Genomic DNA, 15098 nt, shown 5'->3' with positions numbered 1-15098 from the left:
CCCGACGACCAACGAGGTGAAACGGACTGTGGACGTTGACGACCAGCTGACGCCGGCTCTCACCCTGCGCGGAGTCAGCAAGCGTTACGGTCCGGTCGTCGCCTGCGACGCCGTGGATCTCGCCGTACGACCCGGCGAGATCCACGGCCTGCTCGGCGAGAACGGGGCCGGAAAGTCGACCCTGATGAAGATCCTGCTCGGGTTGGTGCACCGCGACGCCGGCACCATCACGCGCGGCACCGAACCGGTCGAGATCGACAGTCCGCAGGTCGCTGCCGACCTCGGGCTGGGCATGGTGCACCAGCACTTCAGCCTGATCGAACCGCTCACCGTCTGGGAGAACGTCATCCTCGGCGACACCGGGCGGATCGACCGGGCGGCGGCCTGCGCCCAGGTCGAGGAGGTGTCCCGCCGCTACGGGCTGCCCATCGACCCGAACGTGCGGGTCGACCGGCTCTCCGCCGGGGAACGGCAACGCGTCGAGCTGATCAAGTGCCTGCGCCGTGACCCGTCCATCCTGATCCTGGACGAGCCGACCTCGGTGCTCACCCAGGCCGAGTCGGCGGAGCTGTTCACCGTGCTGCGCCGGGTGGTGCAGGCGGAACGGCGGGCGGTCATCCTGATCAGCCACAAGCTCGCCGAGATCATGGCGGCCACCGACCGGGTGACCGTGCTGCGGCGCGGCGCGGTGGCGTTCCACGGCGCGACGAAGGACACCACCGCCCAGCAACTCGCCCGGCAGATGGTCGGCCGGGAGGTGTCGTTGCAGTCCGAGAGCGCCGCGCTGGGCCTGCTGCCGGTCGAGCGCCCCGCGCCGGTCGGCGAGGCCGACGGGGCGGTGGTGCCCCCGACGGCCCCCGGCCCGGCCGCGCAGGACGAGCCCGCGGCGTTGCGGCTGCGCGAGGTCACCCTGCTCATCGGCGGCCTGCCGGTGCTGGACCGGCTCAGCCTCGACGTGGCCCCCGGCGAGATCGTCGGCCTGTACGGGGTCGAGGGCAACGGCCAGGCCACCGTCGGTGAGCTGCTGTCCGGGCTGCTCGTCCCCGACTCCGGCACCGTCGAGATCGACGGCCGGCCGGTCGACCTGGTCCGCCCCGGCGCGCTGCACCACGCCGGCCTCGGCATCGTGCCCGAGGACCGGCACCACTCCGGTGTGGTGCTGGACATGAGCGTCGCCGAGAACCTGGTGATGAAGTCCCTCGCCGGAGTGACCACCCGGGGGGTGCTCAGCCGGCGGCGGATGCACAAGATCGCCCAGCAGCAGATGACCGAGTTCAACATCGTGGCGCCCTCCCCGGACACCCCGCTGCGCAGCCTCTCCGGCGGCAACCAGCAGCGGGTGGTGCTGGCCCGGGAGCTGTCCGCCGGCCCGAAGGCGCTGGTCGCCGCCCAACCCACCCACGGGCTGGACGTCGGCGCGATCGAAGACATGTACGTGCGGCTGCGGCAGGCCGCCGCGGAAGGGGTGGCGGTGTTGCTGATCTCCACAGAGTTGGAGGAGGTGATGGCCCTGGCCAACCGGATCGCGGTGATCTCCTCCGGCCGGATCGTCGGGGTGCTCCCCACCGCCGAGGCCACCGCCGAGCGGCTCGGCATGCTGGTCGGCGGGGTGAGTCACTGATGGCCACCCTCGGTATCGACGGCACCGGCCAGCGGCTGCTGCGCCGGCTCAACCCCGGCCCCGGCGGCTGGCAGGTCGGCCTCGCCACCGTCGCCACGATCGGCGTCGCGCTCGGCCTGTCCGCCCTGCTGATCGCGGTCACCGGCGGCTCGCCGACCGCCTCGACCAAGGCCCTCTACCAGGGCAGCATGGCCTCCCCGGCGGCCTGGTCCACCTCCCTGCTCTATGTCGCGCCGCTGCTGCTGGTCGCGGTCGGGGCCTGCGTCAGCGCCCGCTCCGGCTTCTTCAACATCGGCCAGGAGGGGCAGGTGCTGATCGGCGCGCTCGCCGGCGCGTGGGTCGGCCTGCGGCTGGCCGTACCCGGACCGCTGCTGCTGGTCCTGGTGCTGCTCGCCTCGGTGGTCGGTGCCGGGATCTGGGCCGGGCTCAGCGCGTTGATGTACCGGTTCCGGGGCGTCAACATCGTGGTGAGCACGATGCTGATGACGTTCCTCGCCCAGCAGCTCATCTCGTTCGCGGTGAACACCCCGTGGCTGCTCCAGGAGTCCCGGCTCGGCCGGGGCACGCTGTCCCCGCAGTCCAACCCGGTGCCCGAGAACGCCCGGCTCACCTCCCTGGGCGAATACCCGAACCTCCAGCTCAACGGGGGTCTGGTGCTGGCCGTCGTGGTGGCGGTCGTGCTGGCGCTGGTGATGGCGCGTACCCGCTGGGGTTTCCGGTTGAAGATGGTCGGCCTCAACCCGGCGACGGCCCGGCACGCGGGTGTGCGGGTCGGTGCCCTCGGCGGCATCGCGCTGGCGATCTCCGGGGCGCTGGCCGGTCTGGCCGGTGCGCTGCTGCTGACCAGCCCGGTCGGCACCAACCGGTTGCAGCCGGGGATGTCGCTCAACATCGGCTGGGACGGCCTGCTGGTCGCCCTGGTGGCCCGGAACAACCCGCTGCTGGCCATCCCGGTGGCGGTGCTGTTCGGCGTGCTGCGGGCCGGCGGCAGCTTCCTGGCCGCCACCGGCGTGCCGTCGTTCCTGGTCGACGTGGTCAAGGCGCTGCTGGTGCTGGCCTTCGTCGCACCCCCGGTGGTGATCGGCATGCTGCGCCGACGTCGCCTGGCCGACGAGCCGTCGACCCCCACCTCCACCCCGACGGCACCGACCGCCGCCGCTGCCACCCCGGCGACTCCGGTCGCCACCACCCCGACGGCTCCGGTGGCCGCTGCCGCGTCGACCGACCCGGCCTCCGGGTCGTCCCCGGTAGACCCGGTTGCCGGGTCGGACCCGGCCGGATCGGCGGCGTCGGTGCCCGGACCCCGGGCCGCCGCGTCGCCACCGGCGGACCCCGGCGACGCCGGGACCGCCGGCACCAAGGACGCCATGGAAGGCAGGTTGGCATGAGCGCCGCCGACAACATCGCCACCATCCTCTCCAGCGGGGCCCGGCTCACCGTGCCCCTGGCCTTCGCCGCCTGCGGGGAGTACGTCGCCCAGCGCGCCGGCACCCTGAACATCTCCGTCGAGGCGATGATGCTCGGCGCGGCGTTCGGCTCGATCGCGGTCGCCAGCGCCACCGGCAGCGCCACCATCGGCCTGGTGGCCGGCGCGCTGGTCGGGGTGGCGGTGGCGTTCGTGCACGGCATCCTGTCGCACCGGGTGCAGATCAACACGTTCGTCGTCGGCCTGGTGCTCAACGCCCTGGTGCTGGGCCTCACCAGCTACCTGATCACGGTGAGCACCTTCACCGGCCACCAGGTCTGGCAGGTGGACATCCCGGTGCTGCGCGACATCCCGATCGTCGGCCCGATGCTGTTCGTGCAACGCTGGCCGGTCTATCTGCTGCTGGCGGTGATCCCGCTGACCTGGTGGCTGGTCGAGCGCAGCCGGTGGGGGCTGGAGCTGCGGGCGGTGGGGGAGAACCCGCAGGCCGCCGACGTCAGCGGGATCGAGGTCAACAAGCGACGGCGACAGGCGCTGCTCTGGTGCGGGCTGCTCGCCGGGCTGGGCGGGGCCTACCTGGCGGTCGGCGAGGTCGGCTCGTTCAACCAGAACATGACCGCCGGCCGGGGTTACCTGGTCATCGCGGCGGTCATCTTCGGGGCCTGGCGGTTGGGCCGTACCCTGATCGGCTGCGTCGTCTTCGGTCTGGCCGACGCGATGCGGCTGGCGCTGCCGGCGCTCGGGGTCACCATGAACTCGCAGCTGCTGATCGCCGCGCCCTACCTGCTCGCCCTGCTGGCGATGCTGGTGTTCGCCACCACCCACCGCGAACCCCGGGCGCTGGCCCAACCGTTCCAACGCGGCACCACCTGACGGGGGATTCCTCGACTCCGGTCCGCCCACACGGCGCAGCGGCCACCCTCCTCCGGTGGCGGTCGCTGCGCCGTGTGGGTCCTGGGTCGGCACCCGCCCGCCGTGGTGGTCGTATCTCGTTGATCACGAGGACCCGGGGGTCCCACGGGGCATACCATGACTTTTTGTCACGATCGGTCGTGACAACGGGACACTTCCGCAGCGCCTCGCGCGCTTGATTGGCTGGTCAGGCATCACGGGGGTGATCCGGATGCGCCGCCGATCCGAAATGAGAACCCATGCGAAAGCCCGTGCGAGTCGTGCTCACCACCCTCGGTGTCCTGGTCGCCGTGCCGGTGCTCCTGCTTGCGACCACCGCCGTGGTGAACGTGGTGGCGACGAAGTCGGAAGCCTCCTCGATCACCCGTTACGGGCAACTCGTGCCCGTGGACGGCAAGCAGATGAACGTGGTGGTCGCGGGCAGCGGTGCCGAGACGGTCGTGCTCCTGCCCGGCCTCGGCACCGCCGCCCCCGGGCTCGACTTCCAGCCGCTGATCACGGAACTCCGGAGCACCTACCGGGTCGTCGCGGTCGAACCGTTCGGCACCGGCCTGAGCGACCCCGCCGACACCGACCGCACCGCCGCGAACATCACCCGGGAGGTGCACGAGGCGCTCCGGCACCTCGGCATCGACCGTTACGTGCTGATGGGCCACTCGATCGCCGGGATCTACGCGTTGACCTACAGCGCCAGCTACGCCGACGAACTCGTCGCCTTCGTCGGCATCGACAGCAGCGTCCCCGACCAGCCCGGCGGGGACGAGCCGATCCCGACCGGGGTGATCGTCGGCCTGAGCAAGCTCGGCATCACCCGGGCGCTGGCGGCGATCGCCGACGACCCGTACGCGGGCCTGCCCTACGACGAGCGGACCAGGAAGCAGCTGCGGTTGCTCAGCGCGAAGAACACGGCGGCCCCGACGATGGTGAACGAGATGGAGCACGTCTCGGCGAACTTCGCCGCGGTCAGCGGGAAGACCTTCCCGAAGGGGCTGCCCGTCCTGTTGTTCGTACGGTCGGACGACCCCGACGTGGCGGGTTGGGTCGCGCTCCACGAGCAGCAGGCGGCGAGCGTCGACACCGGTCGGGTCGTCCTCCTGGCGGGCGACCACTATCTGCACCACACCCTGTCGGCGGAGATCGCGCAGGAGACCAGGGCTTTCCTGGCGGCACGGTCGCTACGCTGAGCCGGTGACGGACACCTGGCCGGGTGCACCGCGGGTGACCGCCGACCTCCGGGCGATGCGGCTGTTCACGGTGTTCTCCCTGGGGCTGGGGATGCTCGTCGGTGGCGTCGTGCAGGTGGTGCTCGGCGTGGGCACGGCCACCGGCGTGCGGGTGGTCACCCTCATGGTCGCGACGGTCGCCGCCGTCCTGGTCGGGCTGGCCACGATCCCCCTGTTGCTCCGGGCCCCCGACGAGGCGACGCCCGGTCATCCACTCGTCCTCGTGCTGCTGGCGCTGTCCGGCGCGGTGTGGGTGCTGGCCGTGCTGCCACCGTTCGCGGGCTGGGGGTGGGCGTTCACGCTCGCGGTGGCGGGCGGCGTGCTCAGTTGCCTCGTGCGGGGCTGGTGGCGCGCGACGGTGATCCTCTGCTGCTGGGCCGCGATCGGTCTCGGCGGCCTCATCGGCGTGCTGGCCTCGCCGCGTGCCGCCGTCGTGGCGTGGCACGCCGAAGCGGGTGCCGAGGCCGTCGTGATCAGCACCCTCGCGCTGGTCACGCTGCTGCCCCTGAGCGCGGTCTGGGTGCAGCAGGTGGTGCTGCGACTGGAACACGCCCGCCGGCTCGCCTCCGACCTGGCGGTGGCGCAGGAGCGGCTCCGGTTCGCGACCGACCTGCACGACATCCAGGGCCACAACCTCCAGGTGATCGCGTTGAAGAGTGAACTGGCGGAGCGGCTGCTGCCCGATCGGCCCGAGCGGGCCGGCGGGGAGATCGCCGAGATCCGCCGGATCGCGCAGGTGGCCCTCGACGACACCCGTGCCGTGGTGAACGACTACCGCACCGTCACCGTGGCGGTGGAGGCGCGCAACGCGGCGGCGGTGCTGCGCTCCGCCGGCATCCGGTGTGCGGCCCACATCGGGACGCCGGACCTGCCGGTGGCCCTCGGCGCGGTGTTCGCCGTCGCGATCAGGGAGGCGGTGACGAACGTGCTCCGGCACAGCAGGGCGACCGAAGCCACCATCGCACTCGTCCGCGTCGCGGCGGAGTACCGACTGACCGTCACCAACAACGCCGCAGGCGTACCGCGTCCGGACGGAACGGGCCTGGCCGGCCTCGCCCAACGCGTCGCGGCCCACCGCGGGACGGTCGAGACCACCCGCGAGGACGACACCTTCACGTTGACCGTCCGCATTCCGGCGCCCGCCGCCGGCGCGCCGGGGCCCGCTCCGCAGGAGCCGACCCGGCCGACGAGACGACGGGGGACCCGCCGGTGATCCGGATCGTGATCGCCGACGACGAGGAACTCATCCGGGGCGCGCTCGTGGCGTTGCTATCCCTCGAACCCGACATCGAGGTCGTCGCGGATGTCGCCGACGGCGAAGCTGCGGTCGCGGCTGCCGTCGCGCACCGACCCGACCTGACCCTGCTCGATCTCGAAATGCCCGGACTCGACGGGGTCGACGCCGCCCGACGACTGCTGCGTCTCGTCGCGACGCAGGTCGTCATCGTCACCCGCCACGCCCGACCGGGGACGTTGAAGCGTGCGCTGAGCGCCCGGGTGCACGGCTTCGTGCCGAAGTCCACCCCCGCGTCGGAGCTGGCCAGGATCATCCGGTCGGTCGCCGCCGGTGAACGCTACATCGATGCGCGTCTCGCCGCGTCGGCACTCACCGAGCAGGAGAGCCCGCTGACGCCCCGGGAGATCGACGTGCTGAGACTGACCCGGGACGGCCTGCCCACCAAGAACATCGCGCGGCAACTCGGCCTCGCCCACGGCACCGTCCGCAACCACCTCTCCTCCGCGATGGCGAAACTGAACGTCGATTCGCGCACCGCCGCCGCCACGATCGCCTGGGAACACGGCTGGATCTGAGCGCTCCGTTTTCGGTTCTCGCAATTTCGTTGATATAGCGGTATCGACGAGCCGTCGATACCGCAACATCGGCGACGATGAGTCGATCCCGGGATTCGAGTCTGGTCGCCGCCGCTTCTCCCCGTGGGGGGCCGGGTGAGGGGGCGTCATGTTAGATCCACACTCCCGCGGATCGTCACCGGGCGCCGGGTGGACGGTGTGGTCCTGATGGAGATCCGCTTGGAGGACGACCGGGTGACCCGCCTGACCAAGACCGGTCTGCCGTTCGTCACGATCGGGCGGATCGCCGAGCCGCACGACATGAGCTGGATCGACATCGACTATTCCGGGCTGATCGCCCGCTGCGTGCACCACCTGGCCGATCTGGGGCACCGGCACGTGGCCCTGGTCAACCGCTCCGCCGAGTTGGTCGCCGCGGGTTACGGGCCCAGCCATCGAGCGCTCGCCGGTTTCCGGGCGGCGGCGGTGGAACGGGGGCTGACCGGCGTGGAGGTCTGCCGCGGCGACGACACGGCCTCCGGCGAGGCGTGCGTGGAACAGTTGCTCGTGACACATCCCGACGTCACGGCCATCGCCACCATCAACGAGGCCGCCCTGCCCGGAATGCAGCGCGCGCTGACCGGTGCCGGCACCGCCGGCGCTGCCGGCACCGCGAGTCTCGCGGTGCCGGCAGCGCCGGTCGGGTGGTGGTACGGATCAGCTGCGGGTGGACCAGCGCTGGTTCTGTTGCCCGTTGCAGGCCCAGAGGAGGAGCTTGGTGCCGTTGGCGGTCCCGGCGCCGCTGGCGTCGAGGCAGAGCCCGGACTGGACGCCGGTGATGGTGCCGTTGGAGTTGATGTTCCATTGCTGGTTGGTGCCGCTGTGGCAGTCCCAGATGATGGCCTGGGTGCCGTTGGTGGTGCCCTGGCCGCTGGCGTCGAGGCACTTGTTGCCCAGCACCTGCAGTTGTTTGCCGGCGGTGTGGGTCCAGCGTTGGGCGGTGTTGCCGGTGCAGTCCCAGAGTTGGACCTGGGTGCCGTTGGTGGTGGTGCCGTTCGGCACGTCGACGCAGCGGTTGGACTGGCCACCGACGAGTTGGACGCCCTGCGGCGGGTTACCAACGGCCGGCGCGTACGCGGCGGCGGCGATGTTGGCCTGTACCGCGTCCTCGGTCGTCGCGGTCGGGTAGCCGGAGGTCATCACGCCCTCGTAGAAGGTGCCGCGGGCGGTGTTGCTGTTGTCGCCGCCGATGCCGAGCAGGATGGCGCCTTCCTTCTTCATCGGGTGGTAGCCGTTGGGGCGGCGTCCGTCGAAGTAGGTCGTCAGGCCGCCGGACTGCGCGCTGCCGCCGCGGATCGCCCAGTGGTTCGGTTCGCCCTTGACGATGGCCGTCACGAAGCGGTGGTTGATGGGCGGCATGGGGTTGTATCGCGGGTTCACTCCGGAGAAGAGTCCCCACTCCATGTCCATCATGATCCAGGGGCCGTTGCCGTCCCCGTAGCCCCACACCTTGTTGTTGCCGAAGTAGATGGTCTCCATGATGCCGATGTCGTCGGCCATGGCGTTCGTCTGCGCGTTGCCGTAGTCGAAGCAGCACCCGTTGTTGTAGTGCGTGCCGTCGAGGACGGCGTACATGCCCTCGGGCTGGTCGCCGGTCGCGATGCCGTTGGTGTTGTTGTTGCGGTAGCCGGTGCCCGGAGGGATGTAGACGCCGTACGCCTTCTGGCCGCCGATCGTGATCGGCGCCGCCTTCGCGTCGGCAAGGTTGTCCGACCCGCCAGGCCCGGGGCCCGGCACGCCGCCACCCAAGGCCTGGGTGAGACGGTTGTTGCGGCCGGTCTGGTCGTAGATGATCGTGATGACGCAGTTGGTGTTGGTGCAGAACGTGTCCTGCGCGGCGGCGTCGGCGTAGCCGCCCGCGCTCAGCACGCCGACGTCGCGGGTGGTGTTGTCCGACGAGCGGCGAACCTGGTAAAGCGGGCCGTTGTACGCGCCGTACAGCGCCCGGGTGGTGCTGTGCGCGGCCACGCACGGGGTGCCACCCGAGGCGTAGATGTCGCACGGCCCCGTGCCGGCGGCGCGGGCGACACCCGGCGCGTCCGAGACCACGTAGATGCTGGCGCCGACAGCGAGAACCAGCAGGGTTCCCGTCGCGGCGAGCAGACGACTCAGTCGTCCCTTCACATTCATCGGATCCTCTCGGCGGTGAGGTGGAGCGTGGTGGTGGCGGGTTGAGCCTGTGTTGCCGGACCGATCCAGTTCGACACGGTTGGTGCCGTGGGCGGCGGTGGTTCGAGCCTCGCTACCGGCCCAGACTGACGTCACACGTCATACCTATTACATTAATGCCCGTCCATGCGTTGCGCTACCGGGCGCGGGCCGTCGCATCCGACCCGGTCGACGCCCCGCTGGCCGGGGAACATGCCGACTCGGGGCTTGGGTTCCGGACGGATATGCCGACAGGGAAGAGGGTGCGTGCCCGTTTCGGGGCAAGAATCGATTCGAGGGCGCGGCATGAACATCGGGGAGATCGCCCGCCGGGCGGGGGTGTCCTGCAGCACCGTCTTCTGCGTCCTGAGCAGGAAGCGGACCGTCTCGGAGGGGACCCGGCAGCGGATCCAGGCGGTCATCGACGAGCTGGACTACCGACCGAACGCCAGCGCCCGCGCGCTCAAGGAGGGACGCAGCCGCACCCTCGGGCTGGCGATCCCCCCCCCGGGATAGCCGTCGAGCAGGTGCTGATGCGGGGCAGTGAGACGAGGGGTTATGCGGTCGCGGGATGGTCGGTAGCGTTGGTGTGACGGCGGCCGGTCGGTCGGCGATGCATCCCGCACTGACGAGGAGGTCGGGGTGGATTTCTTGCCGGAGTTGACGTTCGGGCAGCGGCTGAAGGTCTACCGGGAGCGTTCCGGCAAGACCCGCGCGGTGCTCGGTGGGCTGGTCGGCCGGAGCGCCGAGTGGGTCAAGGCGGTGGAGACCGATCGCATCCTGCCGCCGCGCATCCACATGTTGGACCGGATCGCGCGCGCCCTCAAGGTCGACGTCGCCGTCCTCGCAGGCGAGCTGGGTAACCGGTCGGCGGTGGTCAACGGCCCCGAGCATCCGGCGCTGGCATCGGTGCGGGACGCGGTGAACCGCTTCACGGTCTTCCCGGACGTTCCGGCCGAGTCCTTGTCCAGCCTGCGTGAGCGGCTTGCGGCGGCGTGGCGGGCGCGTCATCAGGCGTCGGATCACCGGACGGTGCTGGGTGCGTTGTTGCCCGCGCTGCTGCGGGATGTGCGGCACGCCGCCCTGGTTTACGAGGGTGCGCAGCGGCGACAGGCGCAGGCGCTGTTGGCCGAGACGCTCGGGGTGGTGCAGATGTTCCTCGCCTACCAGCCCGCCGCGGAGTTGATCTGGCGGGTTGCGGATCGGGCGATGGTGGCGGCGCAGGAGTCGGGCGACCCCGAGGCGATCGCCCGAGCGGGGTGGTTCCTGGGGCAGGTGCACCGGGACACCGGCGATTGGGACACCGCGATGGCGGTGACACTGGACGTGCTGTCGGCTCTGGAATCCCGGGCGGCCGAGGGAGACGCTGGTCTGCTGGCCCTGTGGGGAGCGCTGAACTTCGAGGCCGCGTACACCGCTGCCCGGGCGGGGGAGGAGGGCCGGGCGTGGCGGTACTGGGATCGCGCGGACCGGGTCGCGCAACGCCTGCCGCAGGGCTTCTACCAGCCACAGACGTCGTTCTCCCGGGTTGTCATGGGCGCTCATGCGGTGACCGTGGCCGTGGAGTTGCAGAAGTTCGGCGAGGCGGTCCGACAGGCGCGTCGCCACGAGGCGGCGACGATTCCGTCGAGGCCGCGCCGGGCGCGGCACCTGATCGAGGTCGCAAGGGCGCACCACGGGAAGGGCGACAAGGAGGCGGCCGTGGCGACGCTCCGGCAGGCGTACGAGTCGGCTCCGGAGACGATCCGCTTCAACGGGTACGCCCGACAGATCACCCTGGACCTGCTCGACGGTCCACGGTCCACCCGTGACGAGGCCCGCGACCTCGCGGTGAAGGTCGGCCTCGTCCCGTGAACCGGGGGTAGAGACCCTACCCGTTCCCCATGGTCACCATACGTAGCGTCTTCCGCACGGGATGCGGCGGGCGGTGCGACTTCGCCTGGTCGCCGCGTCCCCCTCAGCACGGGGCGAACGATGCCCCCGTGATCCGGCGCGGTGGTGACGTTCTCCCGAGCACATCGCCGCGCCCCTTCCGAAGGGGACGACGCGGATGGGTGGCGTGGACAGTGATCGGGGCGTAAGACGGGGTGAGCAGATCCAGGCGGCGGAGCGGGCGGCGGCAAGACAGCGGCTGCTCGTGCAGGCCGAGGCGGAGCGGATACCGGTGGAGGAGACGACCCGGGCGGTGCCGGATCGGCGGTGGCGTCGTGGACGGTAGTGAGGTGCTGCCGGTCGGTCGGCGGGTGGCGTACTGGCGAGGGCGGCGCAGGCTGTCGCAGCAAGTGTTCGCCGACCGGTTGGGCAAGTCGAAGAGTTGGGTGGACAAGGTCGAGCGGGGTGTCCGGACCCTGGACAAGGTGTCGACGCTTCAGGAGATCGCCACCGTGTTGCGGATCGACACGAGCGTTCTCCTTGGTCGCGATGTTCCGCCGGCCGGGGGAGTCGGTCGGGTCGAGGGGGTGGGGCGGGTCCGGGAGGCGTTGTCGGCGTACGACATCGCGGTGGGCCGGCCGGCGGGACGGGGCGGCGTGTTGTCGGCGGATCGGCTGGCGCGGGACGTCACCCACGCCTGGGTCACGTTCCAGCACGCCCGGTATCCGCAGGTGGTCGGGTTGATCCCGGGCGTGTTGGCCGCCGCGCAGCGTGTCCACGCGGATGATCCGGTGGCGGGGCGGTCGGTGCTGGTGCAGGCGTACCGGCTCACCGCGTCGTTGCTGGTCAAGCTGGGTGAGACGGAGCTGGCGTGGTTGGCTGCCGACCGGGCCATGACCACCGCGACCGGTGACGTGGTGCTGGTGGCCGCCGCGACCGTGCCCCTGGCGCAGGTGTTACGCGCGTCGGGGCGGGCGCGCACGGCCAGGTCGACGGCGCTGGCAGCCGCGTACCGGATCGCCCCGCCCGACCTCGACGGCGCGCCCGCCCCCAGGCTGTCGCTGTGCGGGACCCTGGTCGTGCAGGCCGCGCTGGCCGCCGCCCGCGACGGCGACGACCGCGCCACGGTCGACCTGCTCGACGAGGCCGCCGGGATGGCCGCCCTCGTCGGCGACGGCCACGACCACCACCGGACCGCGTTCGGGCCGGTCGCGGTGGACCTGGCCCGGGTCGCCACCGCCCTCGACCTCGGTCATGCCGGTGAGGCGGTGGCCTGGCACGAGAAGACCACCGCCCGCGATGCCTGGCGGTGGCTACCGGCCGAACACCGCGCCGCCCACCTGCTCGACGCCGCCCGCGCCTACCTGCACGCCGGTGACCCGGGCAACGCCGGCCGCGCCCTGCTCGCCGCCGAGCGCACCGCCCCCGGCGAGGTACGCCACCGGCCCACCGCCCGCGCGGTGATCGCCCGACTCGTCCACGACCCGCACGCCCCCGCCGCGATCATCCAGCTAGCCGCCGCCCTCGAGGTGGCCTGAGCATGACCGCCCCGTTCCTGTCCCTGGCCCAAATCCGCAACCGCCTGACTCTCCAGGCCGCCACGCCCTCCGCAACCCGCACCCGGCCCCCGCTACCCGCGACCCACGCCCGGCCTCCGCTACCCGCGACGACCCACGCCCCGCCTCCGACGACCGCTGCCCGCTCTGCGGCGCCGTCGCCGGCCAAGCAAGATCGTGCTATTTCCTGGTTGTAGTGGCCTCCGGGCGTAGCGAAGCCACTACAACCATGTTCGAGCGTGACCTTGTGGCACGGTTCCCGGCGTGCGTCGGGGTGGTCCCGGCGTGCGTCGGGGTGACCGCCGCTGACGACGTCAGGGACGACGGCGCAGGCTCGGGTCGGTCAACGCCGGCACCTGGTAGCCGGCGTCGGCCGGGTTGACGTCGTGGCCCGGCCGGACCAGGGCGTCGATCCGGTCCAGCACGTCGGCCGGCAGCCCGGCCGGCTCCCCGGCGGGCAGTTGGCTGCGCAGCTGGGCCAGGGTGCGCGGCCCGATGATGGCGCTGGTCACCGCCGGGTGGCTCAGCACGAAGCCGAGCGCCAGCTCGATCAACGTCAGGCCGCTCTCCTCGGCGAGCGTGGCCAGCTCGTCGACCAGGGCGAGCTTGCGGTCGCGGGCGGCGGCGTCGCGGAAGTCGAAGTGGTCGCCGTTGCGCCCGGCGCGGGAGTCCGCCGGTACGGCTGTGGACCGGTACTTGCCGGTCAGCCAGCCGCCGTTGAGCGGGCTGAACACCAGCACGCCCAGCCGGTACCGGGCGCTGGTGGGCAGGGCGGCGGCCTCGACGCCCCGGGTCAGGATCGAGTAGCCGAGCTGTTCGGTGGTGAAGCGTTCCCGCTGCCGGCGTTCGGCCACCCACTGCGCCTCGACGATCTGCTCGGCCGGGAACGCCGAGGTGCCGATCATCCGGACCTTGCCCTCCCGGACCAGGTCGGACAGCGCGCCGAGGGTCTCGTCGACGTCGGTGAGCGGATCGGGCCGGTGCACCTGGTAGAGGTCGATCCAGTCGGTGCCGAGCCGGCGCAGGCTGCCCTCCACCGCCTGCCGGATCCAGCGGCGGGAGTTGCCGCGCCGGTTGCGGTCGTCCCCCATCGGCTCGTGGAACTTGGTGGCCAGCACCACGTCGTCGCGCCGGCCACGCAGCGCCCGGCCGAGGATCTCCTCGGACTCGCCGTGGGCGTAGACGTCGGCGGTGTCGACCAGGTTGATCCCGGCGTCGAGCGCCTCGGCGACGATCCGGTGGCACTCCTGCTCGTCGGGGTTGCCCCAGGCGCCGAACATCATGGTGCCGAGGCAGAGGGTGCTCACCTCGACCCCGGTTCCGCCCAGTCTGCGGTACTGCATGATCCGATCGACCTCCCGTACGCGGTGTGCCCCCACGCTGGCACGCCGGCCGGCCGGTGGCACCGTCCCGGCGCGTCGAACCCGGCGCGCCGGCTTTGTGTCCCCGGCACATCGACCCTGCCGCCGAACAGTGAATAGGCTGGTGGACGCGATAGTGATGGACATTTCGGTACGGTGGAGGTAACAGTGGCGACCGGTCTGACCCAAGCCCGATGGACGCACGTGGCGTTGCCCACCGGCGACCTCGACAAGGCGATCTCCTTCTACACCGCGCTCACCCCGCTGGTGGTCGTGGAGCGGTTCGCCGACGCCGACGGGGAGAGCGTCTGGCTTTCCAACGACAAGCAGGCCGACACCCCGTTCGTGCTGGTGCTGGTCTCGTTCAACAAGGACAAGGGCGGCCAGCTCGGTCTGCTGCACCCGTTCGCGCACATCGGCATCGAGGTGCCGCAGCGCTCGGACGTCGACGAGATCGCCGCGCGGGCCCGGGAGCTGGGCTGCCTGCACTGGGAGCCCCGCCAGATGCCGCCGCCGGTCGGTTACATCTGCGCGCTGAAGGACCCCGACGGCAACGTCATCGAGATCTCCCACGACCAGCAGGTCTTCGACACCGTGCGGCGTCGGTGGGGGAGCTGACCGCAGCGTCGACCCGCGCCGCCGTACTGCGGTACCTGGCGGCGTTGAACGCCCACGACGCCGATGCCGTCGCCGGCTGCGTCAGCGCCGACTTCGTCAACGAGCACACCGCCGCCCTCGGCCGGACGGTGGTCGGCCGGGTCCGTTACCGGGCCCGGCTCGACGGTTTCCTGGCTGAGTTCGTCGACCTGCGCTACGAGGTGGAGGAGCTGCTCGTCGACGGTGACCGGGCGGCGGTGGCCTACCGGATGTCGTTCCGGCTGGCGTCGGCCGGCCGGGCACCGGTGCGCATCCGCGGCGTGTTCCGGTTCCGGGTCGACCCGGACGGGTTGATCGCCCACCGGGTCGACTACTGGGACAGCGGCGAGGTGCACCGTCAGCTCGCGGGTGCCACCGAACCGCCGCCCGCCCCCGGTTCGGGTAGATGATCCCGGCGAGCACCACGATCGGCCGCCCGCCGGTGCCGAAGATGACCAGCAGCAGCGGCAGGATCGCCACCACCGGGATCGG

At 71.6% G+C, this 15098-nt stretch carries 13 protein-coding genes and 1 pseudogene; 12 read left to right on the top strand and 2 right to left on the bottom strand.

Annotated elements, in window-relative coordinates; all coding sequences use genetic code 11:
• The first annotated feature begins 28 nt into the window (after positions 1 to 28).
• From AB0K25_RS28595 to AB0K25_RS28565, 7 genes and pseudogenes are all read left to right on the top strand, one after another.
• A complete protein-coding gene (locus AB0K25_RS28595) occupies positions 29 to 1621 on the top strand; it encodes an ABC transporter ATP-binding protein (RefSeq protein ID WP_308290808.1) in 1593 nt (530 codons plus the stop codon).
• Positions 1621 to 3009: an ABC transporter permease gene (locus AB0K25_RS28590; protein ID WP_357534175.1), complete on the top strand. Its 1389-nt coding sequence runs from the start codon at positions 1621 to 1623 to the stop codon at positions 3007 to 3009. The genes AB0K25_RS28595 and AB0K25_RS28590 overlap by 1 nt, the downstream gene beginning before the upstream one ends.
• Positions 3006 to 3920 (top strand): ABC transporter permease, encoded by a 915-nt coding sequence (locus tag AB0K25_RS28585; RefSeq protein WP_208570019.1) that lies wholly within the window; start codon positions 3006 to 3008, stop codon positions 3918 to 3920. The genes AB0K25_RS28590 and AB0K25_RS28585 overlap by 4 nt, the downstream gene beginning before the upstream one ends.
• Positions 3921 to 4198: 278 nt before the next feature.
• Positions 4199 to 5143, top strand: a complete 945-nt coding sequence (locus AB0K25_RS28580; RefSeq protein ID WP_357534177.1) for an alpha/beta hydrolase — start codon at positions 4199 to 4201, stop codon at positions 5141 to 5143.
• 4 nt (positions 5144 to 5147) lie between these two features.
• Positions 5148 to 6395, top strand: a complete 1248-nt coding sequence (locus AB0K25_RS28575) for a histidine kinase (RefSeq protein WP_357534179.1) — start codon at positions 5148 to 5150, stop codon at positions 6393 to 6395.
• Positions 6392 to 6994: a response regulator transcription factor gene (locus tag AB0K25_RS28570; RefSeq protein WP_219463048.1), complete on the top strand. Its 603-nt coding sequence runs from the start codon at positions 6392 to 6394 to the stop codon at positions 6992 to 6994. Before AB0K25_RS28575 ends, AB0K25_RS28570 begins: the two co-directional genes overlap by 4 nt.
• Before the next feature lie 123 nt (positions 6995 to 7117).
• Positions 7118 to 7615: pseudogene (locus tag AB0K25_RS28565) on the top strand (LacI family transcriptional regulator); the annotation flags it as partial.
• Between the two features lie 75 nt (positions 7616 to 7690).
• Here AB0K25_RS28565 and AB0K25_RS28560 read toward each other — a convergent pair.
• Entirely contained in the window at positions 7691 to 9163 is a 1473-nt protein-coding gene (locus AB0K25_RS28560; protein WP_219463046.1) for an arabinofuranosidase catalytic domain-containing protein, read from the bottom strand.
• A gap of 324 nt (positions 9164 to 9487) precedes the next feature.
• Between AB0K25_RS28560 and AB0K25_RS28555 the strand changes: the two genes are divergently transcribed.
• The 3 genes from AB0K25_RS28555 to AB0K25_RS28545 all read left to right on the top strand — a co-directional run bounded on the left by AB0K25_RS28555 (position 9488) and on the right by AB0K25_RS28545 (position 12591).
• Positions 9488 to 9697: a helix-turn-helix transcriptional regulator gene (locus AB0K25_RS28555; protein WP_363823691.1), complete on the top strand. Its 210-nt coding sequence runs from the start codon at positions 9488 to 9490 to the stop codon at positions 9695 to 9697.
• Positions 9698 to 9823: 126 nt separating this feature from the next.
• Positions 9824 to 11035 carry a helix-turn-helix transcriptional regulator gene (locus tag AB0K25_RS28550; protein ID WP_091243678.1) on the top strand — a complete coding sequence of 404 codons (1212 nt, stop codon included), beginning with the start codon at positions 9824 to 9826 and terminating at the stop codon, positions 11033 to 11035.
• A 353-nt stretch (positions 11036 to 11388) separates the two neighbouring features.
• A complete protein-coding gene (locus AB0K25_RS28545) occupies positions 11389 to 12591 on the top strand; it encodes a helix-turn-helix domain-containing protein (protein WP_363823689.1) in 1203 nt (400 codons plus the stop codon).
• 332 nt (positions 12592 to 12923) lie between these two features.
• Here AB0K25_RS28545 and AB0K25_RS28540 read toward each other — a convergent pair whose 3' ends face one another.
• Complete coding sequence (locus tag AB0K25_RS28540) at positions 12924 to 13952, bottom strand: aldo/keto reductase (protein ID WP_363823687.1); 1029 nt, start codon at positions 13950 to 13952, stop codon at positions 12924 to 12926.
• Between the two features lie 186 nt (positions 13953 to 14138).
• Between AB0K25_RS28540 and AB0K25_RS28535 the strand changes: the two genes are divergently transcribed.
• Positions 14139 to 14588 (top strand): VOC family protein, encoded by a 450-nt coding sequence (locus AB0K25_RS28535; protein ID WP_308290806.1) that lies wholly within the window; start codon positions 14139 to 14141, stop codon positions 14586 to 14588.
• Positions 14576 to 15016: a nuclear transport factor 2 family protein gene (locus tag AB0K25_RS28530; RefSeq protein WP_363823685.1), complete on the top strand. Its 441-nt coding sequence runs from the start codon at positions 14576 to 14578 to the stop codon at positions 15014 to 15016. The genes AB0K25_RS28535 and AB0K25_RS28530 overlap by 13 nt, the downstream gene beginning before the upstream one ends.
• Positions 15017 to 15098 lie beyond the last annotated feature (82 nt).

Source organism: Micromonospora sp. NPDC049257 (genome assembly GCF_040678915.1).
Classification (GTDB): domain Bacteria; phylum Actinomycetota; class Actinomycetes; order Mycobacteriales; family Micromonosporaceae; genus Micromonospora; species Micromonospora antibiotica.
Note: the sequence above shows the minus strand (reverse complement) of the source record. Positions and strands in the feature narration are given on the sequence as shown.

Bases quoted from the DNA above. Each gene is read 5' to 3' on its own strand.
- AB0K25_RS28540 (WP_363823687.1), bottom strand. From the start codon at position 13,952: ATGCAGTACCGCAGACTGGGCGGAACCGGGGTCGAGGTGAGCACCCTC.
- AB0K25_RS28580 (WP_357534177.1), top strand. From the start codon at position 4,199: ATGCGAAAGCCCGTGCGAGTCGTGCTCACCACCCTCGGTGTCCTGGTC.
- AB0K25_RS28590 (WP_357534175.1), top strand. From the start codon at position 1,621: ATGGCCACCCTCGGTATCGACGGCACCGGCCAGCGGCTGCTGCGCCGG.
- AB0K25_RS28560 (WP_219463046.1), bottom strand. From the start codon at position 9,163: ATGAATGTGAAGGGACGACTGAGTCGTCTGCTCGCCGCGACGGGAACC.
- AB0K25_RS28555 (WP_363823691.1), top strand. From the start codon at position 9,488: ATGAACATCGGGGAGATCGCCCGCCGGGCGGGGGTGTCCTGCAGCACC.
- AB0K25_RS28585 (WP_208570019.1), top strand. From the start codon at position 3,006: ATGAGCGCCGCCGACAACATCGCCACCATCCTCTCCAGCGGGGCCCGG.